Origin of the sequence: Vibrio cholerae (assembly GCF_008369605.1) — a bacterium.
Classification (GTDB): Bacteria; Pseudomonadota; Gammaproteobacteria; order Enterobacterales; family Vibrionaceae; genus Vibrio; species Vibrio cholerae.
Genome location: NZ_CP043554.1, coordinates 632909 through 658294 on the forward strand (window position 1 = coordinate 632909; position 25386 = coordinate 658294).

The window sequence follows — 25386 nt, forward strand, 5'->3', positions numbered from 1 at the left end:
GATACTCCTTGCATGTCAGACCCAAAGTTCATCCACTTACGTATACACAGTGATTTCTCTATGGTGGATGGTTTGTCCAAAGTCCCGCCATTGGTGAAAAAAGTGGCGGCAATGGGCATGCCCGCAATGGCCTTGACCGATTTCACCAACCTGTGTGGCTTGGTGAAGTTTTACAGCACCGCGCATAACTGCGGGGTTAAGCCGATCATTGGTGCCGACTTTACTTTGCAATCGGAAGAGTTCGGTGATGAGCTGACCAAACTGACCTTGCTTGCTAAAAACAATGTCGGTTACAAAAACCTCACCTTATTGATTTCTAAAGCCTATTTGCGTGGCCATGTCCAGCATCAACCTGTGATTGATAAAGCGTGGTTGGTCGAGCATGCCGAAGGGCTGATTGTGCTCTCGGGAGGCAAAAGTGGCGAAGTGGGGCGCGCATTACTCAAAGGCAACCAACAACAAGTAGAAAGATGCATTGAGTTTTACCAAACTCACTTTGCCGATCATTTCTATCTAGAGCTTATCCGCACTGGCCGTGCTGATGAAGAGAGCTACTTACATTTTGCGCTGGATGTGGCAGAGCAGTACGACTTGCCCGTCGTGGCAACCAACGAAGTGGTGTTCATCACTGAAGAGTCGTTTGAAGCCCACGAAATCCGAGTCGCGATTCACGATGGTTATACGCTGGAAGATCCACGCCGTCCGAAAAATTACAGTCCGAAGCAGTATCTGCGCAGCGAAGCGGAGATGTGTGAGCTGTTTGCAGACATTCCAGAAGCGTTAGCCAACAGTGTCGAGATTGCCAAACGTTGTAACGTGACCGTACGTTTGGGCGAATATTTCCTACCTAACTTCCCAACGGGCGGGATGGCGATTGAAGATTTTCTGGTGATGAAATCTCGCGAAGGGTTGGAAGAGCGACTCGAATTTCTTTTCCCAGATCCAGAAGTTCGTGCCAAGCGTCGCCCTGAATATGATGAGCGTTTGCAAGTTGAGCTCGATGTGATTAACCAGATGGGCTTTCCCGGATACTTCTTGATCGTGATGGAGTTTATCCAGTGGTCAAAAGATAACGATATTCCAGTCGGTCCGGGACGGGGCTCGGGGGCGGGCTCATTGGTAGCGTATGCACTGAAAATCACCGACCTTGATCCGCTGGAATACGATCTGCTGTTCGAGCGTTTCTTGAATCCAGAGCGGGTCTCCATGCCCGACTTCGACGTCGATTTCTGTATGGATAAGCGTGACCAAGTGATTGATCACGTAGCGGAAATGTATGGTCGTGATGCGGTATCACAAATCATCACCTTCGGTACCATGGCGGCGAAAGCGGTGATTCGCGATGTGGGGCGTGTGCTTGGTCATCCGTTCGGTTTTGTTGATCGCATTTCCAAATTAGTGCCACCCGATCCGGGCATGACGCTCGAGAAAGCCTTTATCGCCGAGCCTGCACTGCAAGAGCTGTATGACGCGGATGAAGAAGTCAAAGAGCTGATCGACAAGTGTCGAATTCTGGAAGGTTGTACCCGTAACGCTGGTAAACACGCTGGGGGCGTGGTGATTTCGCCCACTGCCATCACTGACTTTGCGCCGATTTACTGTGATGCGGAAGGCAACTTCCCGGTTACTCAGTTCGATAAGAACGATGTGGAAACTGCCGGTCTGGTCAAATTTGACTTCTTGGGGCTGCGTACGCTTACCATTATTGACTGGGCTTTGGGCTTAGTGAACCCGCGTTTGAAAAAGGCGGGCAAACCCCCCGTGCGGATTGAAGCGATCCCGCTCGACGATGCGCGCTCTTTCCGTAACCTACAAGATGCCAAAACCACCGCGGTATTCCAGCTTGAATCGCGCGGCATGAAAGAGCTGATTAAGCGACTACAACCTGACTGTTTTGAAGACATCATCGCTCTGGTGGCGCTGTTTCGTCCGGGGCCGTTGCAATCGGGCATGGTGGATAACTTTATCGACCGTAAGCATGGTCGTGAAGCCATCTCGTATCCTGATGAAAAATGGCAACATGAGTCACTCAAAGAGATCCTAGAACCGACCTACGGCATCATCCTCTATCAAGAACAGGTGATGCAGATCGCGCAGGTACTGTCGGGTTACACCTTGGGTGGGGCAGACATGCTGCGCCGTGCAATGGGTAAAAAAAAGCCAGAAGAGATGGCTAAGCAGCGCGCCGTGTTCCAAGAAGGGGCGGAGAAAAATGGCGTCGATGGTGAGTTGGCGATGAAAATCTTCGATCTGGTGGAAAAATTCGCCGGATACGGATTTAACAAATCGCACTCTGCCGCTTATGCGCTGGTTTCCTACCAAACCTTATGGTTGAAAACCCACTATCCAGCCGAGTTTATGGCGGCGGTAATGACCGCAGACATGGACAACACGGAAAAAGTGGTTGGCCTAGTGGATGAGTGTAAAAACATGGGATTGACCGTGTTGCCACCGGACATCAACTCGGGTCTTTATCGCTTTAACGTCGATGACAACGGCGCGATTGTTTATGGTATTGGCGCAATTAAAGGGGTGGGTGAAGGTCCGATTGAAGCGATTTTGGAAGCGCGCAACAAAGGGGGATATTTCAAAGATCTGTTTGATTTCTGCGCGCGGATTGATCTGAAAAAGGTCAACAAACGGGTAATTGAAAAACTGATCTTGGCTGGCGCGCTGGATAGATTAGGACCACATCGCGCAGCCATGATGGCCTCAGTGGATGATGCGGTGCGTGCAGCAAGCCAACATCACCAAGCGGAAGCGTTTGGACAAGCGGATATGTTCGGTGTGCTCACGGATGCGCCAGAAGAAGTCGAGCAGAAATACACGCAAGTGCCAGAATGGCCAGAAAAAGTGCGTTTGGAAGGGGAGCGCGAGACGCTTGGGCTCTATCTCACCGGCCATCCGGTGGATGAATACCTGAAAGAGCTCACCAAATACACCAGTTGCCGTTTGAATGAAGCCGCGCCAACCCGGCGTGATCAATCCTTAACCGTTGCCGGATTGGTGATTGCAGCACGGGTGATGACCACCAAACGTGGCACGCGAATTGGTTTAATGACTTTGGATGACCGCTCGGGCCGTATGGAAGTGATGCTTTACTCGGAAGCACTCGATCGGTATGCAGAATGGTTAGAAAAAGATAAAATTCTGGTGGTTTCCGGACAGGTCAGCTTTGATGACTTCAATGGCGGACTTAAAATGTCGGCGCGCGAGGTCATGGACTTGGGCAGCGCGCGTGAAAAATTTGCCCGCGGTTTATCGATCTCGATTTTACAGTCGCAGATTGATCAACAATTTTTTGAGCGTTTTAGTCACATACTGGAACCTCACCGCGCAGGAACCGTACCTGTCAATGTATACTACCAGCGCCCTGATGCGCGAGCGCGCCTGACGTTAGGCACAGAGTGGCGAGTCACGCCAAGCGATACATTGTTAGACGAATTAAAGCAGCTACTTGGTCATGATCAGGTAGAACTCGAATTTAACTAAAATTCAGCCAGTGCGCACTGAGGGTGGCATGGCTGAGTCACAAAGGATCGATAGATGAGCCTCAATTTTCTTGATTTTGAAAAACCGATTGTCGAACTGGAAACGAAAATTCAGGCGCTGCGTGATGTGTCTCGTCACAGCACAAGCGCATCCGTAGATCTGGATAAAGAGCTAGAACAGCTTGAGAAGAAGAGCCTTGAGCTGAAAAAGAAGATTTTCAGTGACTTAGGTGCATGGCAAGTCGCGCAATTGGCGCGTCATCCACAACGTCCTTATACGCTGGATTATCTCAAACACATCTTTACTGAGTTTGATGAACTGGCGGGCGATCGCGCCTATGCCGATGACAAGGCGATCGTGGGCGGTATTGCACGCCTTGAAGGTCGTTCGGTCATGGTGATTGGTCACCAAAAAGGTCGTGAAACCCGTGAAAAGGTCAAACGTAACTTTGGTATGCCAAAGCCTGAAGGCTACCGCAAAGCGCTACGCTTGATGGAAATGGCTGAGCGTTTCAATATGCCTATCATCACTTTCATTGATACCGCGGGCGCATACCCAGGTGTGGGTGCTGAAGAGCGCGGTCAGTCGGAAGCGATCGCCAAAAACCTTAAAGTGATGTCAGGCCTGAAGGTGCCAGTCATCTGTAACGTGGTGGGCGAAGGTGGCTCTGGTGGTGCGTTGGCGATTGGTGTCGGTGACTATGTGAACATGCTGCAATACTCAACCTACTCAGTGATTTCACCAGAAGGTTGTGCGTCGATTCTGTGGCGTGATTCTGATAAAGCACCACAAGCGGCAGAAGCGATGGGTCTGATTGCTCCACGTTTGAAAGAGCTGGAGTTGATTGACGAAATCATTGAAGAGCCACTGGGCGGTGCGCATCGTGATCACAAACAGACTGCAGAGAATGTAAAAGCCACGCTACTGCGTCAGTTGGCCGATCTAGATGCACTAGATCACGAAAACTTGCTGGAGCGCCGCTATCAACGTTTGATGAACTACGGTTACTGTTAATTACGGTTACTGTTGATTATTTCATCGCGCAGCGGCGGTGGAATATCCACATATAGAAAGGGTTGGCTTAGGTCAGCCCTTTGGCTTTTCTGGGCTCAAGGGGTAAACTTGAGCCACTTTTCTCAACTCTCTGTGGTTTATGGACGATCTCTATCCCCACTTTGTGCAGCAATTAGCTCGCTATCCTTTTCGCAAACTCCTTCTCGCACTGAGCGGCGGTGTGGATTCGCAGGTACTGCTTGCCCTTCTGGCGCGTGGACGCGATGAGTTTGGTTGGGATGTGGCCGCGGTTCATGTTCATCATGGGTTGAGCCCGAATGCCGATCAGTGGGCGCAGCATTGCCAGCGCTGTTGCCGTGAAGTCGGAATGGCCTGTCAAATCGAATATGTACAGCTGGATGTGGCAAGTGGTGAAAGTATTGAGAAACTGGCGCGAGAGGCGCGTTATCGAGTCCTTGCTCCGCATGTGAATGCGCAGACACTGTTGTTACTTGGGCAGCATGCTGACGATCAACTGGAAACTTTTTTACTCGCATTAAAGCGCGGCAGTGGCCCAAAAGGGCTGGCCGCAATGGCTGCTTATGCCCCGTTTGCCCAGGGGCATTTGCTCCGCCCTCTATTAACCATCTCACGTCAACACATTGAAGCCTATGCCAAGCAGCACAAACTCACTTGGGTTATCGATGAAAGTAATGCAGATATCCGCTACGAGCGCAATTTTCTACGCCATCAGGTGACACCTGTACTTACCGAGCGCTGGCCGAGCATTCGCCAAGCGGTGCAGCGCAGTGCTGAGCTGTGTGCAGAACAAGAAGCGCTGCTGCAAGAGTTTTTAGCTGGAGCATTAAAAAAGGCGATCACTGCTGAGGGCGGATTGTCGATCGCCGTTCTGGCTGAGGGCAGTGAGGGGATGCGTCGACAACTGATCCGAGCTTGGTTTGCGCACCATAGGCTACCGATGCCCAGTCGTCAGCACACGGAGCGTATTTGGTGTGAGGTGGCGCTGGCGAGTGAGGACGCCAATCCAAAATTAAAGTTGAACCATATTGAGGTGCGCCGTTTTCAGCACTGTCTGTACCTCGTGCCACCAGAAAGAGATCTTTCAGGCTGGTGCAGTGCATTAGTGCCTGAACAACGTTTGCCGTTGCCGCAAGGTCTAGGTCATCTTCAGTTGACCAGCAAGGCAGGTGGAAATATCAAGCTGCCTGATGATTTCAGCCAATTATGGGTCAGCTTTGATCCACAAGGGCTAGAGGCTTGTCCGGTTGGGCGGGTGGGGTCGCGCAAACTCAAAAAACTGTTTCAAGAATATGGAGTGCCGAGTTGGCGGCGGCGGCAAACACCTATCCTCATGTACCAAAATAGAGTGGTCTGTGTCGCGGATTTATTCGTAGATCGTGATTGGAGTGGGCAAGATTGTGAGTTGGTTTGGTTCAAATCTCATGATTCTGTGCCAAAATAAATTCATAACCACACATAATCTATAGGTATAATTACATGGGGAAAGCAATGAACAAAATGGTTATAGCCCTCGCTTTGGGTGGCTGCGTTATGTCTGGTGCCGCTTTGGCGGGGGATGTGGCTGCAGGGCAAGCGAAAGCCGCGGTTTGCGCAGCGTGTCACGGCATGGATGGGATTGCCGTTATTCCCGGCTACCCAAATCTTAAAGGGCAGAGTGAGCAATACTTGATTAGCTCCGTTAAAGCTTACAAAAATAAAGAGCGCACAGGTGGCCTAGCTGCAGTGATGCAAGCGCAAGCCATGATGCTCAGTGATGAAGATATTGCTAATCTGGCTGCTTATTACGCCAGCTTGAAGTGATCATTATCCGCTTCGTACTTAAAGCGGCAGCGGTGTTGGCTAGGTTCGTTCATCTCTATCACATAGTGTGCCTATGCTCATGGAGATTAACCCACTTACTGCCTACCTGCAGTGCCAAGTCGTTCGGGAATAACTTCTATTATGCTTCGTTTGGCACCTATCAATGAATACGTGCCCACACCGAAGGTCCGCGAGTGTTATCTGCGGACTTTTTGCCTTTTTCAGCCTTCAATCTTTTTATCTGTGCATTGTTGTGGCACAGCATACAAATCTCACATTCATTTCACTTTTGATTGCAACCAATTCCAATGATTTATGCTCTCAATGCATGGGAATGATCCCGATCGTCATTATGAACTGTCGTAGAGGAGCGGCCATGAGATTTGAACGAAATGATTTAAGTGGATTTTTAGGGAAGAGTTTTATCTATAACTATGATCAGGGTTGGCGTTATGAGCTGTATGTGAAAAATGCGACCACCATAGATTATCGAGTCCATTCTGGGATTGTTGGTGGGCGATGGGTGAAAGATCAAACCGTGCATATCTCGCGAGTTGGGGCGGCCATTTATCGGGTTTCTTGGGCTGAGCCAACCGGAACCAGCGTCGCTCTCACCTTAAACTTAGAGGATTATGTCGTGCATGGTGCAATTTACTTTCCTCGCTGGATTGTTGATGAGCCTGAAAAAATTGCTTGCTATCAAAATGACCATCTCCCTCTTATGGAAGCGTACCGTGATGCCGGGCCTATCTATCCAACCCATGTGATCGATAGCTTTGCGACCTTGATTTATATGCGTGATTGCGGACTCAATAATGAACAAGTGATTAACTGCTCACCCAGTGAGCTTGCTGAGGATTATCCTTTCTGTTTAGCCGATAAAAACTTACTGCCAGCCTAAGTGTGGTCATGGCGTAAGCTGATGAAGGTGGCTTTGGGAGCAAGGAAAAGTCTATAGTGGCTTGAGTAACAAAAGGAAAAATTACTCAAGCACTTTGGTTGATTGTTGGTTATGGCTGACAGATAATGCCGAGCACTGACAGTCGTTTAAGGGATGAACATGAAAAAAATCGAAGCTATCATCAAGCCGTTTAAACTCGACGATGTCCGCGAGGCGTTGGCCGAAGTCGGCATCACTGGTATGACAGTGTCTGAAGTCAAAGGATTTGGCCGTCAGAAAGGACACACTGAACTGTACCGCGGTGCTGAGTATATGGTCGATTTCCTGCCTAAAGTGAAGCTAGAAATTGTGGTCACCGATGATGTGGCGGATCGCTGTGTCGACACCATCATTGAAACGGCTCAAACCGGTAAGATTGGCGATGGTAAAATCTTCATCACCAACGTTGAGCGTGTGGTACGTATTCGTACCGGTGAAGAGGATGAAGATGCAATTTAAGCATCCGTCCCTATGATTACTTAATAATAAGGAGCTCAGGCTCCTTATTTTGTTTGAGGGTAACTGAATGAAAAAACGTTACTGGATGGCTCCATTGTTGATAGCGGCGGCGGGACTGGCCGCTTTCTGGTCTATCTTCACGATTCCTACTCAACCTGAATTAGTCACTATAGGGCGCAATCAGCAAGGCGAACCGCTGTTGTGCTATCAACATCCGCAGTCTGAAGCTTTGGATCTTGATGGAGAGCTCAATCTGCTCGTTTGGAATATCTATAAACAAAATCGTGCCAATTGGTCAACGCAGCTCTCCGAATTGAGTCGTGGTCAGCAATTACTCTTGCTGCAAGAGGCCAATATGACGCCTGCGTTTAAAGAGTGGATTCATCAATTAGGGTGGGATGGCACCCAAGCTCGAGCTTTTGAAGCGTTTGGAGAGGCGGCTGGAGTAATTAATCTCGCTAAAGTGATGCCAACCATGGCTTGTGCTTATACTCAGCTTGAACCGTGGTTGAGGCTGCCTAAATCGGCGATCTACGCACGTTATCGTTTAAGTGATCGGCAAGAGTTAGCCGTAGTCAATCTGCACGCAGTCAACTTCACTTATGGCACCCAAGAGTATCAACAGCAGTTGACCGCACTACTGGATGAGCTACGTGATTTTACTGGCCCTGTGATTGTGGCGGGCGATTTTAACAGTTGGAGCGAGGCGCGTATGGCGCTGCTAAGTACTCAGTTTGCCTCCGTAGGATTACAAGAAGTGCGCTTTTCGCCAGATAACCGCACGACGTTTATCAATGGCTTGCCATTAGATCATGTCTTCTATCGTGGATTGCAGCTTGAAAAAGCAGAAGCGCCCATATCGGACGCTTCTGATCATAATCCTCTGTTGGTTCGCTTTCGCTTACTCAACTAGCCTATTCAGCGCTGTGTTATGCGCTGAATTTGGTCACATCCACATACAGTTTCAGTTGCTGACCCGCCTTGAGATATTGAGTGCTGTTTAAATCATTCCACTTAACGATGTCAGCAGTTTTCACTTTAAACTTATTGGCAATACCACTCAGTGTATCGCCAGAGCGCACTTTGTAAGTTACCGTGCGGATCACGCCACTCGTTGGTTTACTGTCTTTCCAGATCACCAATTTCTGACCTTTACGCAGCGCATCTTTCGGTGCCATGCCATTCCATTTCGCCAGAGATTGGTAAGGCACGTTATACTGCTTGGCGATGGTCCAGAGGCTTTCCCCTGAGTTGACGGTGTGCGTCAACTGATACTGTCCACGTGGCACGGATTGGGTCTTGGCTAAGCGATTACTCACGCTCAGCGCATACGCTTTCTCATCTTTCACCGAGGTTGGTACGAACAGATAGCTACCCACACGAATTTGGTTGCTGGCAATCTGGTTGGCTTCTTTGATCACTTTAGCCGTGGTGTTGTACTTATCGGCAATGGTGCTGAGAGTATCACCCGATTTCACCTTATAGCGAACCACCTTAATCCCTTTGCCGCGGTTCTCTTCCATGGCTAGATTAAAACGTTCAACTTTTTCAACGGGGATCAGCAGTTGATGCGGGCCATTTGGAGCCGTTGCCCATTGGTTATAGGCTGGGTTAAAGCTTTGCAGCTCTTTAACCGTTAGACCAGCATATCGAGCGGCAATCGCAAGATCCAACTGCTCTTTCGGGTCAACGGTGGCTAACACTGGGCGGTTTTCGATTGCCGGGATGGAGATACCGTATTTTTCCTGATTGGCAATCACATCGGCTAGTGCAATCAGTTTAGGGACATAACCGCTGGTCTCTTTAGGCAGATCCAGCGAGAAGAAATCGATAGGTTTACCCGCTTTTTTATTGGCTTTAATGGCGCGGGCCACGCGCCCTTCACCACTGTTGTAAGCGGCGATGGTGTGATACCAGTCACCATCGAAGTGTTGGTTCAAGACGGTAAGATAATCCAGCGCAGCGTCTGTGGCGGCGGCGACATCTCGTCGGCCGTCATACCAGAAATTTTGTTTGAGACCATAACGCTTGCCAGTAGACGAAATAAACTGCCATAAGCCTGCAGCACTGCCGTGGGAATAAGCAAAAGGATCGAACGAGCTTTCGACAATCGGTAACAGCACCAATTCTAGCGGCAGGCCGCGTTGCTCGACTTTTTCAGTGATCAGATAGAGGAAAGGTTCAGCACGACTGGCAATCGCTTGTAAGTGACCTGGGTTTTTGAGAAACCATTCGCGTTGCGCATCAACACTTGGGTCTTTGGGGATGCCGAGCTTGAACTGCATAGCAATGCGTTGCCATACATCGTCTTGTTCTTGTGGTGTCAGCGCGACGCGCTCTTCTTCTACACTCTCCGTTTCGCCAGCAGGCAGAGTTGCAGTCGTTTGCGGCTTACGCTTTTTTTTCACGGTAGCAGATTGAGTGGGCGGGTTTACCGCTTGGTCATCTGATGTGGTCGTATCCACAGGTTGGGGGGATTGACAGCCAACGAGCAGCAACGCCAATACCCAACTGAATTTAACTCGCATGTAACACAGCCCTTATTCTTCATGGCTGCTGATAATACTTGCCACTTTGTCTTGGTGACAAGCGACAAAAGTCAAAATTCATTCTTCCATTCACGTAATGCGGTAAATATTGTGAGCGGATCCAGCGTTGACACTTGGCTAGCCACTGAGCGAATAACACTCGGCTCTTGCGTGCGTAAAAAAGGATTGACCCATTTTTCACGCCCCAATGTGGTGGGGAGCGTTGGCTGATTTTGCGCGCGTAAACGACTCACTTCATCACGATAAATATGCAGTTGTTCGTTTTCGGGCTCTACCGCTAATGCAAAAGCCACATTGGCGGCAGTGTATTCGTGTGCGCTGTAAACTTGAGTCTCTTCGGGCAGGCTGAGCAACTTATTCAATGAAGAAAACATCTGCTCCATCGTGCCTTCAAATACTCGCCCACAGCCTGCAGAAAAGAGCACATCGCCGCAAAACAGCTTGCCATCGCCAACGTAACCGATATGCCCTAAGGTGTGTCCCGGCAGACCGAGTACCATAAAACGTTCATCAAACAGTTCGATTTGATCGCCATCTTCCACCGGATGAGTGAGAGTAGGGATGGGCTCTTGTGCTGGACCTACCACATGGATTTCGGGGAACTGATGCACAAGCTCAGCAACGCCGCCAATATGGTCGTGATGGTGATGGGTGATCAGCACTGCTTTTAAGTTTAAGTCATGCTGTTTAAGGTAAGCGAGGACAGGCTCAGCACTGCCCGGGTCGACCACAGCACAGTCGCGATCGCGATTTTGAATCAGCCAGATGTAATTGTCGTCAAATGCAGGTATGCTTTTGATCTGTAACATGAGTTGTCTCCGGTTACCTTGATGAAGCGGGTGAGCAATGAAACCAGCACGCAGTGATAAAGCGCTTGAAAATCCACACTCATGGGCTCAATTGAAAAATGGCCAATGGGTGAGTGAATCTATTCAGACCCGTTTAGATGAATGGTGCCCAAAACTTTTTGGTTACCATATGTTAAAGCTCGGCGGTCTGAGCTGTGAGCTTGCCAGTTGTACCTGCAATATTCAACACCAAGTACACCTCGATATTGAAAATCCGTTGCATACGGTGATTGCCGATAAATATGAGCTGCCGTTTTTGGAGAAGAGTATTGATGTGGCGATTTTGGCGCATCAACTCGATTATAGTAACGATCCTCACCGTTTATTACGGGAAGTGGATCGAGTCTTGATTGATGATGGTTATCTGATCATCACCGGTTTTAATCCAATCAGTTTTATTGGCTTAGCCAGCCTGATGCCTTGGCGCAAAAACAACTTACCTTGGAGTGGGCGAATGTTTACCCCGAATCGGATTAAAGATTGGCTAAGCGTACTCAATTACCAAGTGGTTGCTTGCGATCAGTACGCCTTGTTTCCGATGCAAAAATACCGACCTTTCTGGACTTGGTTGGAAAACGGCCTCGGTGGCTCAAATTCGCCCTTTGGTAGCCTGTACTTTATTGTTGCGCGCAAACGTACTTGCCCACTCAAGCCGATTCGTTCTAAATGGCGTTTGAAGCGAAGATTATCGCCGATTGGGGTCAACTATCGAGTTAATAGTAAGTCGTAGTCGTGACGCTCTTTTGAACTCTCATTTTGAGTCTCTGTGGTTCAAAATGAGTGACGCTTTGCTGATTGAGCTTCTGTTATTGGGGTTCTGGTTGATAGCCGATATCGTCTTCAGTGGGATTTTCTGCCGCTTGGCGGGCAAGTTCATCACACATTTCGTTTTCACGGTGTCCCGCGTGGCCTTTAACCCAGCGCCATTCGACTTGGTGGCGAGCGGTTTCTTTGTCAAGAGCTTGCCATAAGTCGGCATTTTTCACGGGTTTTTTGTCGGCAGTTTTCCAACCACGCAGCTTCCAGTTGTGGATCCACTGGGTGATCCCTTGGCGAACATACTGACTATCGGTCGTCAGGATCACGCGACAGGGTTCTTTAAGCGCCTGCAGAGCCATGACGGCGGCCAGCATTTCCATTCGGTTGTTGGTGGTGAGGCGATAACCGCGAGCAAGGGTCTTCTCGACTTGTTTATAACGCATCACGACGCCATAACCGCCGGGACCTGGGTTGCCGAGGCAAGAACCATCCGTGAAAATTTCCACCTGTTTGTTCATGATTTGATACTATTGGGTCACGCAAAGAATTGGCATAGTCTGACATAGATATCCTGATGAATACTAGCAACAATGCAGAATACCAACGCATCGTGGTGCTCGATACCGAAACCACGGGTATGAACCGCGAAGGCGGCCCCCATTATGAGGGGCATCGAATTATTGAGATCGGTGCAGTTGAAATTATCAACCGTAAACTCACCGGACGGCATTTTCACGTCTACTTAAAACCAGATCGCGATATTCAATTAGAGGCGATTGAAGTTCACGGTATTACCGATGAGTTTTTAAAAGATAAGCCCGAGTACAAAGATGTCCATGAGGAGTTTTTAGACTTCATCAAAGGGGCCGAGCTGGTTGCCCACAATGCACCGTTTGACGTCGGCTTTATGGATTACGAGTTTGCTAAACTCGGTGGTGCGATCGGTAAAACCAGCGATTTTTGCAAAGTGACCGATACCTTGGCGATGGCCAAGCGGATTTTCCCCGGTAAACGCAATAACTTGGATATCTTGTGTGAGCGTTACGGCATTGATAACTCACACCGAACCCTGCACGGCGCTTTGCTCGATGCGGAGATTCTAGCCGACGTTTATCTATTGATGACCGGTGGGCAGACTTCACTGCAATTTTCATCGGCCACGCAAAATAGTGGGGAATTGAGCGCAGAATCGTTAAAACGTGCCCGTTCAGAGCGAAAAGCGTTAAAGGTTTTAGCGGCTAGCGCCGATGAACTACAAGCACATCAAGATCGTTTGGACATAGTGGCCAAAAGTGGCACTTGCCTATGGCGTAGTTAGGAGAGGTTATGTTGAGGATTCTCGCGGCGATAGTGGGATGTTTGATCAGTTTGAGTAGTCTAGCGGCACAACAATCTAGCATGTCGCTGCTCGATAACCGTTTTCGCGTTGATCCGACCATAACCCAAATCACCTTTGTGATTTACCGCGAAAAAGATTCTCAACCAGTCGTGTTAGTTCGCCCTGATGGCAGTAAGTATTATCAGTGGCGTAATCCTGAAAATGTGCGCTGGTATCAAGAATCCTCGATGGACATCATCTCGATTGAGAATCCTATGCCGGGGCCTTGGCAGGCAATCGGTAAAGTCACACCGAAAAACAACATCAAACTTATCTCCAATCTACAACTCACGACCGACGTCTTTCCGAGCCGAGTGTTTCAAGGGGAAGAATTTAAATTTACCGCACGCTTAACGTCGGACGGTAAACCTTTGCTATTGCGCGATTTTCTAGATCGAGTCAACCTCAAAGTGACCTTTACCAAGTTTGTTGAAAATGAAGATTCTCTCGCTAAGGAAGCGCGACCCATCCCCGAAGTACTCGGAGAATTTGCCGATGATGGTACTTTGCTTGATGAAAAGCCCGGTGATGGCGTGTTCACGGTGGCTTTAAAAATGGCGATTGAACCGGGCAAATACCGTGTACGAATTACCTCAGGAAATGGCGTTTTTCTGCGTGCGCAAGAGCAAGAGGTGTTAGTTTACCCAACGCCGATTTCGACCACTTTCATTCAATCGCGCTTAACGGGCGCACCGCATCAGGTGCTGTTTACGGGAGAGCAGGGGATGATTGAGCCCGGTTCATTAGTGGCTCATATTCGTCATCGCCACCCTTATCAAGATGATTACATCGCGCAGGCGCAATCAGGCAAAGAATCCTTGACCGCTAAGTTGACCATTCCCTATGACGGTCAGTTTGGTAACTACTCTTGGGATGGAAAAGTGTGGGCGACCGAACTTGCTTCACAACGTGAACTCTATTTCCCGATTGGCGATCAAACCTACAGTGTGGTCGATGAGCTTAATATTGCCGAAGTGCGTCGAATTCAGGAAGAAGAGGAAGCTTTACGCCTGAAACAAGAGCAAGAGCTGCTGATTATTCAGATGCGCGAAGAGCAGCGTAGCCGCAACATGATGTACATCATTGTGGGTAATATCGTGGTACTGATCTTGGCATTAGCCGTTTGGTTTGTACTGCGTAAGATCAAAATGAAAAAAGCCGCCGTACCGGAAATGCAGCTAAATATGCCGCCTAAGAAGGGTAAGTAAAGGCGTTGAATTTGCCTTTGACCCTTTGAGGTTTGTTGTTCAAGCGGATTTGAATGAAGGCTCACTTGAGTTTATGAAACATAAGAAAAGGGAGACGTTGTCTCCCTTTTGGCTATTGAAGTGGTGAATACTGCTCAATGTGGAACTTAAGCCACTTCAGCTTTACGTTGTGTGCGCTTTTTTGCGGCCAGCTCTTGTGGGGCAAAGTCATCGACATTGATGGTGTAGAGACGATGCGCTTCCGCTTCGCTCAGTAGTGCCGCTTCCTGAATGGTCAGCACTTTGGCTTCTAAGCCCAGCTTGGCGACTTCATCCAACCCCATAAATGGGCGGCGTTGACCCAGCGCTTTGCATGCTTTTTCAAACAGCGGCTCAGCTTGTAAAATCACATTCAACGCTTGTTCTATCTTACCCGCAGGATTGTTATCACTCGGTGTTAAGTATTGGTGACGACCAATTCTTGAACGTGTTTCACTCGGGGTTTGCAAGATCTGCGCGAGCTTGCTATCGAGCTTGTCACTTGGCGCTTTACGCACACGGCCGAAAGGCATCATGAGTACACGTAATGCGCGGCCAATAATCCGATTTGGGAAGTTAGCCAAGAACTCATCAATGGCGATTTCAGTTTGGCGCAAACTATCTTGTAAGCCCCAATGGACCAGTGGTAAATCTTCGGCTGGACGGCCATCGTTTTCAAAACGTTTTAAGGTCGCTGAGCTTAAGTAAAGCTGGCTCAGAATATCCCCTAAACGGGCAGAGAGACGCTCTCTACGTTTGAGTGAACCGCCCAATACTGCCATGGAGATATCCGCAAGCAGGGCCAAGTTAGCACTGTAACGATTAAGCTGTTGGTAGTAGCGCTTGGTCGCATCACGGGTTGGGGCTTGTGAACCATAACCATCAGTCAAACCAAGCCATAGACTGCGCACTAAGTTGCTGAGCACAAAGCCAACGTGTCCTGCTAGGGCACTATCAAATTTTTCTACCGCATCAGAATTTGGGCTATAAGCCGCTTCCATTTCTCTGAGTACATAAGGATGGCAGCGAATCGCACCTTGACCAAAGATGATCATCGAGCGGGTAAGAATGTTCGCGCCTTCTACGGTAACGGCAATTGGAGCACCTTGATACCCGCGAGCGAGGAAGTTAGCGGGGCCTAAACAGATGCCTTTACCGCCGACAATGTCCATCGCATCAATAATTGAGCGTTGTCCGCGGTGAGTACAGTGATATTTTACGATCGCAGAAATTACCGAAGGCTTTTCACCGAGATCGATACCCGCGACAGTCAGGTTACTTGCCGCATCCATCACATAAGCGTTACCGGCTAGGCGCGCTAATGGCTCTTCAATTCCTTCCATCTGACCGATAGGTTGTTTGAACTGGCGGCGAATACGCGCATAAGCACCTGTAGCGAGTGCCGCAGTTTTAATGCCGCCAGTTGAGTTGGAAGGCAGGGTAATACCGCGTCCCACCGAAAGACATTCCACCAACATGCGCCAGCCTTGGCCTGCCATTTTTGGACCACCGATGATGAAATCCAGCGGCACAAACAGATCTTTGGCACGGGTTGGACCGTTTTGGAAAGGCACGTTGAGTGGGAAGTGGCGATTGCCGATCTCCACGCCTTTAAGATGCGTTGGGATCAAGGCACAGGTAATGCCGAGCTCTTCTTTATCACCGAGCAGTCCTTCAGGGTCGCGCAGTTTAAAGGCAAGTCCCAGCACAGTCGCCACCGGTGCGAGAGTGATGTAGCGCTTGTTCCACGTCAGGCGCATACCTAGAACTTCTTTGCCTTCCCATTGTCCTTTACAAACTACACCGAAATCAGGGATAGAACCTGCGTCTGAACCGGCTTCTGGGCTGGTTAAAGCAAAACAGGGGATCTCTTTGCCTTCCGCTAAGCGAGGTAAGTAATAGTTTTTCTGCTCTTCGGTACCGTAATGTTGCAGCAGCTCACCGGGGCCTAAAGAGTTAGGTACGCCTACGGTTGAGGAGAGAACACCAGAAACGCCGGTCAGTTTTTGCAGCACCAAAGATTGTGCATAAGCTGAAAATTCTAAGCCGCCATACTGTTTTTTGATGATCATGGCGAAGAATTTCTTCTCTTTGAGGAAAGTCCACACTTCTGGCGGTAAATCTGCCAGTTCATGGGTGACTTGGTAGTCGCTAACCATGGCACACACTTCATTGACTGGGCCATCCAGGAAGGCTTGTTCTTCAGCAGACAGCTTCGGAGCTTGGATATTGTGCAGCTTTTTCCAGTCCGGCTTGCCTTTAAACAGTTCGGCTTCCCACCAAACTGTTCCGGCCTCGAGGGCTTCTTTCTCGGTCTGTGACATCGCGGGCAGTACTTTTTTAAACACTGCTAATGCTTTACCACTGATCAACGATTGGCGAACGGATGGCAGACAGAGCACGACGACGGCCGCCAAATAGAGCGCCCAACCGAAAAAGCCAACAGGCCCAAACAGTGAAAGCGCTAGCATGGTGAAAGTCAGTGCTGCTAATGAGGTAAATAGGGATGTTCTTTGATACAGGCATGCGCCGAGTATCAAGAGCATGATTAAGGTAGAGAGCAAGATTTCCATACTGTTTTATCCTTTTTCAGACTCGCGTTTTCTATCAGTAGATACGAAAATCGCGACTCTAAGTTTAGTGGTCTAACCAGTTAAAGTGTAACCAAAATATTAATGAAATGTAAAACGGCATTTTGTCCGAAAGTGATCACGCTAGAGTAATCTCTCTACTCTTGCCGCTTCTTGAATGACTGGATTTGCTAACGAGGAGTAAATCTTGCTTTTTGACTATCGACAGCTTCGCTTGTTTGGGTAAACTCAGGTGGATACTGAATTGAAGTGCCAAGCGCGCGGGTTCGGATAACTAATAATCAATAGAGAGATGCCTCATGTACCAGGATTTAATTAGAAGTGAACTGACCGAAGCGGCAGACGTTTTGCAGAAATTTTTGAGTGATGACCACAACATTGCACAAATTGAAGCGGCGGCTAAGCTGATTGCTGATTCGTTCAAGCAAGGTGGGAAAGTGCTTTCTTGCGGTAATGGTGGTTCGCATTGTGATGCCATGCACTTTGCTGAAGAGTTGACTGGGCGTTACCGTGAAAACCGCCCTGGTTATCCTGGTATTGCGATTTCTGATCCAAGCCATCTGTCTTGTGTGAGTAACGATTTTGGCTATGACTATGTTTTCTCTCGTTATGTGGAAGCGGTCGGAGCGAAAGGCGATGTTCTGTTTGGTCTGTCTACCTCTGGTAATTCAGGTAATATCCTAAAAGCCATTGAGGCGGCGAAAGCAAAAGGCATGAAAACCATCGCGTTAACCGGCAAAGATGGCGGCAAAATGGCGGGTTTGGCCGATGTTGAAATTCGTGTGCCACATTTTGGTTACGCGGATCGTATTCAAGAAGTGCACATTAAGATCATCCACATCATCATTCAGTTGATTGAAAAGGAAATGGCGTAACCCTACGCTCAAGAGCCCGGTATTGACCGGGCTACTGGTTTAAGTAAGGAGTGGTTTAAACCATGTGTGAATTGCTCGGCATGAGCGCGAATGTACCAACCGATATCTGTTTTAGTTTCACTGGCTTGATGCAACGTGGCGGGAAAACGGGTCCGCATCGTGATGGGTGGGGAATCGCGTTTTACGAAGGCAAAGGCTTTCGTACCTTCAAAGATCCCAATCCCAGCAGTCAGTCCAAAATTGCCGAGTTAGTTCAGCAGTATCCGATCAAAAGTCGTGCGGTGATCAGCCACATTCGTCAGGCCAATCGCGGTGGGGTGAATCTGGAAAACACTCATCCGTTTACCCGCGAGTTGTGGGGGCAGTACTGGACGTTTGCCCACAATGGGCAATTGACGGGATATCAAAATCTAGTCACTGGACGCCATCGACCAGTCGGTGAAACGGACAGCGAACTGGCATTCTGTTGGTTGCTGAATCAAATGGAGCAGCGTTACCCCGAAGGGCCACAAGATTGGCCTGAGATGCTGCGCTATATTGCGCAGTGTTGTGATGAGCTTAGAGCTCTCGGTGTCTTTAATATGCTGCTGTCTAATGGCGAATATGTGATGGCGTATTGCACTAATCATTTGTATTGGATTACTCGCCGAGCCCCATTTGGCCGTGCAGCACTGCTCGATGAAGATGTCGAGATCAATTTCCAAGAAGAAACCACGCCGAATGATGTGGTGTCAGTGATTGCCACTCAGCCGTTAACCGGTAATGAAACATGGCAACGGATGAAGCCAGGACAATTCGCTTTTTTCCATTTTGGAGAGCGGATAGAAGACAATGCACATGTGTTGATGGAGGTGGATTTTGCGCCGAATCGACCCGGATGTCAGGCACCAAGCCAACCTCTCGACTAAGCGATATACCTTTCCTACTTGAAGCTGCAGCGGTGTTGGCTATGTTCGTTCACCCCAATCACATAGTTTATGTTGTCTGGGAATAAAGAGTGGTACAAAAAGAAAGGGTTGAATAATTTCAACCCTTTTTCGATTGGAGATTATTCGGCTGCGTAACCGTGTATGCCGAGCGCTTCGCCATCTAAATAAGCTTTGCCGTCTTTCATTGCTAAACGCTCTTCGACAAACCATTTCACGACAAGCGGGTAGATGCGATGCTCTTGATCCTGCACGCGAGCCGTGAGCTCTTCGACCGTGTCATCTTCAAAAATCGGTACTTTGGCTTGCAGAATGACTGGACCGCCATCGAGCTGTTCGGTGACAAAATGCACGCTGGTACCATGCTCTTCATCGCCCGCGTGGATAGCTCGTTGATAAGTGTTCAGTCCCGGATACTTTGGCAATAACGAAGGGTGGATATTGATCATGCGCCCCAGATAGTGGCGAACAAATTCGCTACTGAGAATGCGCATGTAACCGGCCAGCACCACTAAGTCAGGAGCAAATTTATCCATTTGCTCCATCAATGCCGCGTCAAAAGCATCACGAGTTTCGTAAGCTTTGGGATCAATAAAACAGGCGGCTGCGCCAGCCTGTTTGGCACGTTCTAAACCGTAAGCTGTTGCTTTATTGGAAAACACAGCCGTCACTTTGCCATCTTGAATACTGGTTGCACAAGCATCAATGATCGCCTGTAGGTTGGTTCCGTTTCCCGAAATTAAAACAACAATACTCTTCATGCTTAGTTGATCTCTACCTGTGCTTCGTTGCTATTGGCGGCTGCGATTTCGCCGATGACCCATGCGGTTTCGCCTTCTGCTTGCAGTAGCGCAACGGCCGCATTGGCTTGATCTTTTGGCAGTGCAATGATCAAACCGACACCACAGTTGAAGGTGCGGTACATTTCGTGAGTGGTCACGTTACCTTTTTCCTGTAGCCATTGGAAAATCACTGGCCATTCCCAGCTCTTACCATCGATCACGGCTTTAGTACCTTCTGGCAATACGCGTGGAATGTTTTCCCAGAAGCCGCCGCCAGTGATGTGTGAAATCGCATGAATGTCATGTTCAGCAATCAGCTTTAAGCCAGATTTGATATAAATTTTGGTCGGTGCGAGTAAGTGCTCACCAATGGTTTTGCCTGCTAACCGCTCATTCTTATCGGCTTTAGAGACTTCTAAAATCTTACGTACCAGCGAGTAACCGTTGGAGTGTGGGCCGCTTGAGCCAACCGCAATCAGCGCATCACCCACTTGTACCTTACTGCCGTCGATGATCTCTTCTTTTTCGACGACACCGACACAAAAACCTGCCACGTCGTAGTCTTCACCTTCGTACATGCCTGGCATTTCCGCGGTTTCGCCGCCAATCAGCGCGCAGCCCGCTTGCAAACAGCCATCGGCAATACCAGAAATCACTTCAGCAGCCGTATCCACATCCAGTTTGCCTGTCGCGTAATAATCGAGGAAAAACAGCGGCTCAGCGCCTTGAACAATCAGATCATTGACGCACATCGCCACCAGATCGATACCTATGGTGGCGTGTTTTTTCATATCCAGAGCGAGACGCAGTTTGGTACCTACGCCGTCAGTGCCAGAGACTAAAACAGGGTGCTTGTATTTGGTTGGCAGTTCACACAGTGCGCCAAAACCACCTAGGCCACCCATAACTTCAGGGCGACGGGTGCGCTTCACGGCGCCTTTAATTCGTTCAACGAGTGCATTACCTGCATCAATATCGACACCTGCATCTTTGTAGCTGAGAGATGGATTATTACCGCTCACGGGGAAGTTCCTCGGTCTAGTTGGATATGAAAACGGCGCTATTCTACAGGGCTTAAAACAAAAAGGAAAACGTTTGCGTGAGATTTTTATCCGGTTTTACAGTCGGAAATATCCACAAAATGAGTGTATAATCCGCAGGTTTAAATTAATGAAGCCGGAGTTGGACATGAAAATTGTTGAAGTTAAGCACCCTCTTGTAAAACACAAACTTGGCCTGATGCGTGAAGGCGATATCAGCACTAAGCGTTTTCGTGAGCTTGCAACTGAAGTGGCGAGTCTACTGACTTATGAAGCGACTTCTGACTTTGAAACCGAAAAAGTCACGATCGAAGGCTGGAATGGTCCTGTGCAAGTGGATCAAATTAAAGGTAAGAAAGTGACGGTTGTGCCTATCTTGCGTGCAGGTCTTGGCATGATGGATGGTGTACTTGAGCATATCCCAAGTGCGCGTATCAGCGTGGTCGGGATTTACCGTGATGAAGAAACTCTTGAACCGGTTCCTTACTTCAATAAGTTAGCCACTAATATTGAAGAGCGTATTGCCATGGTGGTTGACCCAATGCTGGCAACTGGCGGCTCGATGATTGCGACAATTGACTTGTTGAAAGAGAAAGGCTGTAACCAGATTAAAGTGCTGGTGTTGGTGGCCGCTCCGGAAGGGATTGCCGCTTTAGAAAAAGCGCACCCAGATGTTGAGCTTTACACGGCGGCGATTGATGAGAAGCTGAACGACAAAGGCTACATCGTACCGGGTCTTGGTGATGCCGGTGATAAGATTTTTGGTACTAAGTAATTTTGAATGAGGAAGCCACATGGCTTCCTCATTATCTTTCACCGTTCATAGCCCATACCCCACAGCCAACAGCGATACTCCCTGTCTTTTTTTGCGATCTATTCCTACTTTTATTGCAATGCATTGCCAAAAAGTCGCGGATAAATGAATAGCCCTCACAGCACTGATGCATCTATCAGTTCTTTCTAACGCATCACCGAGAGTTAATGGCAACATAGCCAGTACTCGGTATGGTATATGGATTACGTTTCACTCATTACACTCGCTTATTAGAACAAAGGATGCGCTTCTGTTTTCCACTGATGGAGCAGAAGATTGAAGTAAGCAGTACTAGCAGGATGCTCATTATGACGCGAAAGAAATTTAGTTGGATTCTTGTCACCCTGATTATTTTTGGTTTTTTTGTGACGAGCTTGGTCAGCTATAAAGTGGCTCATGACACGCTTGAAGAGCAAATCAATAAAGATTCACTGCCATTGACCAGCGATAATATTTATTCGGAAATTCAGCAGGATCTGATCCGTCCGATCTTCATTTCATCACTAATGGCTCAAGACACGTTTGTGCGCGAGTGGACTTTGGCGGGAGAGCAAGACCCAGAAAGGATCATCCGTTATTTGCGTGAAATTCAGCGTCAATATCAAACGATCTCCAGTTTCTATATCTCGGATCGCACCGGTCATTACTACCACTACACAGGCATACTCAAACAAGTATCGGAATCGAATTCGAATGATGCTTGGTTTTATCGCGTTAAAAACTCCGCGCCAGATAAGAATTTTGAAGTCAATATCGACATAGATACCGCGAATAGCCAACAAACCGTGGTGTTTGTGAATTACAAAGTGTTTGATTTTGAAAATCGTTTTCTCGGTGTGATTGGGGTTGGGCTGAGCTCTGATGCGGTTTCCGCATTAGTCGAGAAATATCAAAAACGGTATAACCGCCACATCTATTTCATCAATGAGTTGGGAGAGGTGACTTTACACGGATCTCACCATCCGGGGTTTGATCAGATTCAGCAGCGTGAAGGGCTCAAAACCTTAGCCACTCAAATCCTGACCTCTCCGAGTGTGGGTGCTAGCTATTATGCGGACGGACAGAAAGTCTACCTCAATAGCCGTTGGGTCGATGAGTTTCAGTGGTACATCATTGTGGAGCAGAAAGATGAGTTTAATCACGACATCTGGTTTAAAGCGACATTAGGCAACTTAGCCATCAGTGCTTTTGTGGCGTTGGGTGTGCTTGGTTTAGCGCAAATGAGCTTTCGAGGCTATCAAAAACGGCTGGAAGATATGGCGGTACGCGATAAATTGACCGGAGCATACAACCGACAAGTTTTTGAAGAGCTCGTCGATGACGCCATTTCTTTGGCCAATAAAGAGAGCCATCCTTTGAGTTTAGCCGTGATCGATCTTGACCATTTCAAACAGGTGAATGACAACTACGGGCATCCCGCGGGGGATCTGGTTTTACAACGGGTGGTTGCACTGTGTCAGCGTCATATTGCTCAGGTAGGAACTTTGTGTCGGTGGGGCGGTGAAGAATTTGTGGTTTTGCTGCCTCATATGACGCAGCAAGAAGCCTATCAGCGTATGGAGAGTATCCGCGCTGAGATTGCTATGCACGCGAGCCAACCACAAGTTACCGTCAGCATTGGTGTGGTGCAATACCAGCAGAATGAGAGTTTGTTACATCTATTCAATCGCGCGGATCAAGCTATGTATACCGCGAAAAGCGAAGGGCGTAATAAGGTCGTTGGCTTGTGATGGATAAGCAAAGTGGGGGAAGCCAAGACTTCTCCATTTTTGCATTAAAGCCCCCTAGCTAGGCTAGGGGGTTCAGCTTGGAGATAAAACGAAATTTATTTCGATTTTCTGAGGCTTAAGGTGCCACCGGTGCGCGGTGTTGGCTTTGAGCCTGAGGCTGTATTGGATGATGGGCTAGACGGACGACGCTGCGCTTTTTTCGAATTTGGCGCATGGCGAAACTCTTGTGCATTTTTACCATGGTAGGTTTTGGGGTTACGGCGCGCTTTGGATTCTTTGTTGGCTTCACGGCTATCAAACAGCTTGGCATCGGTCGCACGTTTAATCGTGTCACCACTTTGCGCGACTCGTGAGGCTTCTTCTGTACCGCTGGAGTCTTCACACATAGCCAGAATTTCACTCACCTCGGTATCGCTTAAATAACGCCATTTACCGTTTGGAATGCCATCTAGCGTGATGTTCATGATCCGCACGCGGCGCAGTTTAAACACTTCATATCCCAAGGCTTCACACATGCGACGAATTTGGCGGTTCAGCCCCTGAGTCAGCACAATACGAAATGAATATTGCGTCTCTTGAGTCACTTTACAGGGCAGAGTTACCGTATCGAGGATGTTTACCCCAGAAGACATTTGACGGATAAATTCAGGCGTAATGGGTTTATCGACTCGAACCACGTACTCTTTTTCGTGGTTATTTCCCGCACGCAGGATCTTATTCACGATATCGCCATCATTGGTCAGAAAAATCAGGCCATCAGACGGCTTATCTAAACGACCTATTGGGAAAATACGTTTGTGGTGACCAATGAAATCAACGATATTTCCCGGAACATCACGTTCCGTCGTACAAGTAATGCCAGTGGGTTTGTTTAAAGCAATATAAATTGGACGCTCTTTGCTACGCAGAGGTTTACCGTCAATACAAACTTCATCTTGCTCGGTGACTTTGCTTCCCACTTCTGGCTGTAGGCCATTGAGGGTTACTCGCCCTTGCTCAATCAGCTTGTCGGCTTCACGGCGTGAGCAATAGCCTGTCTCACTGATGAATTTATTGAGGCGCTTTTCAGTCGGTTGGGACATACAATCTCCTAACGTTTCACAACGGATGGTGCACAAAATCCGCGCATTCTAACAGCTTTACCTACTTAGCCAAGCCGTTTCTGGTGACGCTCTCGGTTTTCGGCTTTTTTCTCGGCACTCTTACGAAGTAAGACATAAACCGCGCCGGTGCCGCCATGTAAGCGTTGAGCAGAATGAGCACACTGCACTTCGCTGATTTGAGTCAGCCAATGGCTGACAAAACTTTTCATCAGTGCTGGTGGGTTAGAGCGCTCGCCACGGCCATGCACAATCAGTAGGGTGCGAATATCCATCGCCATACATTGGCGAATAAATTGGATAACTTCACTGCGTGCTTCTTTGAGCGTTTTTCGATGTAAGTCTAAGCGTGCTTGAATAGGGTACTTACCCAATCTGAGCTTGCGATATACGCCATCTTGAACGCCATCCCGCTTAAATTCGAGCATATCATCTGGCTTAAGCATGGGGGCATGATCGATGGATAGCGCCTCGGGGTCATGGTCTGCCAAGCTTACTGCCGCTTCTCGCTTAGCCAGTTGAGCTTCGGTGACTTGGTGGGCTTTTTTGAGTTCAACCGTATCATGTGTGATGGTTTTGACATCGCCCATCATTTGTTGAAACAGTTCTAAATCCTCTTGCGACATAACGGCACATCAAAGTTATTTCACATGGTGCTGATTATATACTTCTCATTTAGCAAGTTGCACGGAGTTGTGCGTGGAAGGGAGTGATGTTGAAGATAAATGCACAATAAAAAACCGGAGCAGACACGCAGTCGGCTCCGGTGCATAGCGTTTTTCTATCTTTCAATAGAGGCTAGCGATCTAGTGAGGAGATTTGTCCGTCATCACTTTGTAGATGAAGAAACCGCCATAGAACAGCATAAGACCTAAAGCGCCCAAGATGACTATCATTGAAGAGAGTCCAACTGCATTACCAAAAAGAAGATCGAGCCAGAAGTCCATGTTTCCTCCAAAGTGTTGAAGACGAGTTAACGTTAAATTCTGGCTATATTTGCAGCACTGATCTGGATCAATTGTGTTGCATAGGTTGCTTATAT

Annotated in this window: 23 protein-coding genes; 14 read left to right on the top strand and 9 right to left on the bottom strand. The window is 48.4% G+C overall.

The window, feature by feature from the left end:
• Positions 1–12: 12 nt before the first annotated feature.
• The 7 genes from dnaE to F0316_RS03025 all read left to right on the top strand — a co-directional run bounded on the left by dnaE (position 13) and on the right by F0316_RS03025 (position 8639).
• The gene (gene dnaE, locus F0316_RS02995) at positions 13–3492 is read left to right on the top strand and encodes a DNA polymerase III subunit alpha (RefSeq protein WP_001909664.1); all 3480 of its coding nucleotides are present in this window, start codon (positions 13–15) and stop codon (positions 3490–3492) included.
• 54 nt (positions 3493–3546) lie between these two features.
• Positions 3547–4506: an acetyl-CoA carboxylase carboxyl transferase subunit alpha gene (gene accA / locus F0316_RS03000; RefSeq protein ID WP_000055726.1), complete on the top strand. Its 960-nt coding sequence runs from the start codon at positions 3547–3549 to the stop codon at positions 4504–4506.
• 139 nt (positions 4507–4645) lie between these two features.
• Complete coding sequence (tilS, locus tag F0316_RS03005) at positions 4646–5968, top strand: tRNA lysidine(34) synthetase TilS (protein WP_149560200.1); 1323 nt, start codon at positions 4646–4648, stop codon at positions 5966–5968.
• A gap of 35 nt (positions 5969–6003) precedes the next feature.
• Entirely contained in the window at positions 6004–6327 is a 324-nt protein-coding gene (locus tag F0316_RS03010) for a c-type cytochrome (protein ID WP_000513614.1), read from the top strand.
• 376 nt (positions 6328–6703) lie between these two features.
• Positions 6704–7228: a phenolic acid decarboxylase gene (locus F0316_RS03015; RefSeq protein WP_001210058.1), complete on the top strand. Its 525-nt coding sequence runs from the start codon at positions 6704–6706 to the stop codon at positions 7226–7228.
• Between the two features lie 159 nt (positions 7229–7387).
• Complete coding sequence (gene glnB, locus F0316_RS03020; RefSeq protein ID WP_000717795.1) at positions 7388–7726, top strand: nitrogen regulatory protein P-II; 339 nt, start codon at positions 7388–7390, stop codon at positions 7724–7726.
• Between the two features lie 67 nt (positions 7727–7793).
• On the top strand, positions 7794–8639 hold the full coding sequence (locus F0316_RS03025) for an endonuclease/exonuclease/phosphatase family protein (RefSeq protein ID WP_114724802.1): 846 nt from the start codon (positions 7794–7796) through the stop codon (positions 8637–8639).
• 16 nt (positions 8640–8655) lie between these two features.
• Here F0316_RS03025 and F0316_RS03030 read toward each other — a convergent pair whose 3' ends face one another.
• Positions 8656–10254: a LysM peptidoglycan-binding domain-containing protein gene (locus F0316_RS03030; protein WP_114724803.1), complete on the bottom strand. Its 1599-nt coding sequence runs from the start codon at positions 10252–10254 to the stop codon at positions 8656–8658.
• Positions 10255–10325: 71 nt separating this feature from the next.
• Positions 10326–11084 carry a hydroxyacylglutathione hydrolase gene (gene gloB / locus F0316_RS03035; RefSeq protein WP_000939287.1) on the bottom strand — a complete coding sequence of 253 codons (759 nt, stop codon included), beginning with the start codon at positions 11082–11084 and terminating at the stop codon, positions 10326–10328.
• A 37-nt stretch (positions 11085–11121) separates the two neighbouring features.
• On the opposite strand from gloB, the gene F0316_RS03040 reads away from it, so the two are divergent.
• Positions 11122–11853, top strand: a complete 732-nt coding sequence (locus tag F0316_RS03040) for a class I SAM-dependent methyltransferase (RefSeq protein ID WP_000801253.1) — start codon at positions 11122–11124, stop codon at positions 11851–11853.
• Positions 11854–11929: 76 nt separating this feature from the next.
• Here F0316_RS03040 and rnhA read toward each other — a convergent pair whose 3' ends face one another.
• On the bottom strand, positions 11930–12400 hold the full coding sequence (gene rnhA / locus F0316_RS03045; protein WP_001041876.1) for a ribonuclease HI: 471 nt from the start codon (positions 12398–12400) through the stop codon (positions 11930–11932).
• A 56-nt stretch (positions 12401–12456) separates the two neighbouring features.
• Between rnhA and dnaQ the strand changes: the two genes are divergently transcribed.
• A complete protein-coding gene (gene dnaQ / locus F0316_RS03050) occupies positions 12457–13200 on the top strand; it encodes a DNA polymerase III subunit epsilon (RefSeq protein ID WP_001098047.1) in 744 nt (247 codons plus the stop codon).
• A gap of 8 nt (positions 13201–13208) precedes the next feature.
• Positions 13209–14468 carry a TIGR03503 family protein gene (locus F0316_RS03055; RefSeq protein WP_000944348.1) on the top strand — a complete coding sequence of 420 codons (1260 nt, stop codon included), beginning with the start codon at positions 13209–13211 and terminating at the stop codon, positions 14466–14468.
• A 146-nt stretch (positions 14469–14614) separates the two neighbouring features.
• Here F0316_RS03055 and fadE read toward each other — a convergent pair whose 3' ends face one another.
• Positions 14615–17059, bottom strand: coding sequence for an acyl-CoA dehydrogenase FadE (fadE, locus tag F0316_RS03060; RefSeq protein ID WP_000404358.1), 2445 nt, complete (start codon positions 17057–17059; stop codon positions 14615–14617).
• A gap of 317 nt (positions 17060–17376) precedes the next feature.
• Here fadE and lpcA point away from each other — a divergent pair, with 317 nt between their 5' ends.
• Together lpcA and F0316_RS03070 are read left to right on the top strand one after the other, a co-directional pair.
• Positions 17377–17952 carry a D-sedoheptulose 7-phosphate isomerase gene (lpcA, locus tag F0316_RS03065; protein WP_000284054.1) on the top strand — a complete coding sequence of 192 codons (576 nt, stop codon included), beginning with the start codon at positions 17377–17379 and terminating at the stop codon, positions 17950–17952.
• 62 nt (positions 17953–18014) lie between these two features.
• The gene (locus tag F0316_RS03070) at positions 18015–18860 is read left to right on the top strand and encodes a class II glutamine amidotransferase (protein WP_149560201.1); all 846 of its coding nucleotides are present in this window, start codon (positions 18015–18017) and stop codon (positions 18858–18860) included.
• Positions 18861–19000: 140 nt separating this feature from the next.
• Here F0316_RS03070 and purN read toward each other — a convergent pair whose 3' ends face one another.
• Complete coding sequence (gene purN, locus F0316_RS03075) at positions 19001–19639, bottom strand: phosphoribosylglycinamide formyltransferase (RefSeq protein WP_000836541.1); 639 nt, start codon at positions 19637–19639, stop codon at positions 19001–19003.
• Positions 19640–19641: 2 nt separating this feature from the next.
• Positions 19642–20682 carry a phosphoribosylformylglycinamidine cyclo-ligase gene (gene purM, locus F0316_RS03080; RefSeq protein WP_095467190.1) on the bottom strand — a complete coding sequence of 347 codons (1041 nt, stop codon included), beginning with the start codon at positions 20680–20682 and terminating at the stop codon, positions 19642–19644.
• 166 nt (positions 20683–20848) lie between these two features.
• Between purM and upp the strand changes: the two genes are divergently transcribed.
• Together upp and F0316_RS03090 are read left to right on the top strand one after the other, a co-directional pair.
• Positions 20849–21475 (top strand): uracil phosphoribosyltransferase, encoded by a 627-nt coding sequence (upp, locus tag F0316_RS03085; RefSeq protein ID WP_001887652.1) that lies wholly within the window; start codon positions 20849–20851, stop codon positions 21473–21475.
• A 347-nt stretch (positions 21476–21822) separates the two neighbouring features.
• Complete coding sequence (locus tag F0316_RS03090; RefSeq protein ID WP_042982057.1) at positions 21823–23244, top strand: sensor domain-containing diguanylate cyclase; 1422 nt, start codon at positions 21823–21825, stop codon at positions 23242–23244.
• 95 nt (positions 23245–23339) lie between these two features.
• Here F0316_RS03090 and rluF read toward each other — a convergent pair whose 3' ends face one another.
• The 3 genes from rluF to F0316_RS03105 all read right to left on the bottom strand — a co-directional run bounded on the left by rluF (position 23340) and on the right by F0316_RS03105 (position 25291).
• Complete coding sequence (rluF, locus tag F0316_RS03095) at positions 23340–24326, bottom strand: 23S rRNA pseudouridine(2604) synthase RluF (protein ID WP_000082230.1); 987 nt, start codon at positions 24324–24326, stop codon at positions 23340–23342.
• A gap of 65 nt (positions 24327–24391) precedes the next feature.
• Positions 24392–24970, bottom strand: a complete 579-nt coding sequence (gene smrA / locus F0316_RS03100) for a DNA endonuclease SmrA (RefSeq protein ID WP_000076435.1) — start codon at positions 24968–24970, stop codon at positions 24392–24394.
• A gap of 180 nt (positions 24971–25150) precedes the next feature.
• On the bottom strand, positions 25151–25291 hold the full coding sequence (locus F0316_RS03105) for a DUF3149 domain-containing protein (RefSeq protein ID WP_000348347.1): 141 nt from the start codon (positions 25289–25291) through the stop codon (positions 25151–25153).
• Between the last annotated feature and the right edge of the window lie 95 nt (positions 25292–25386).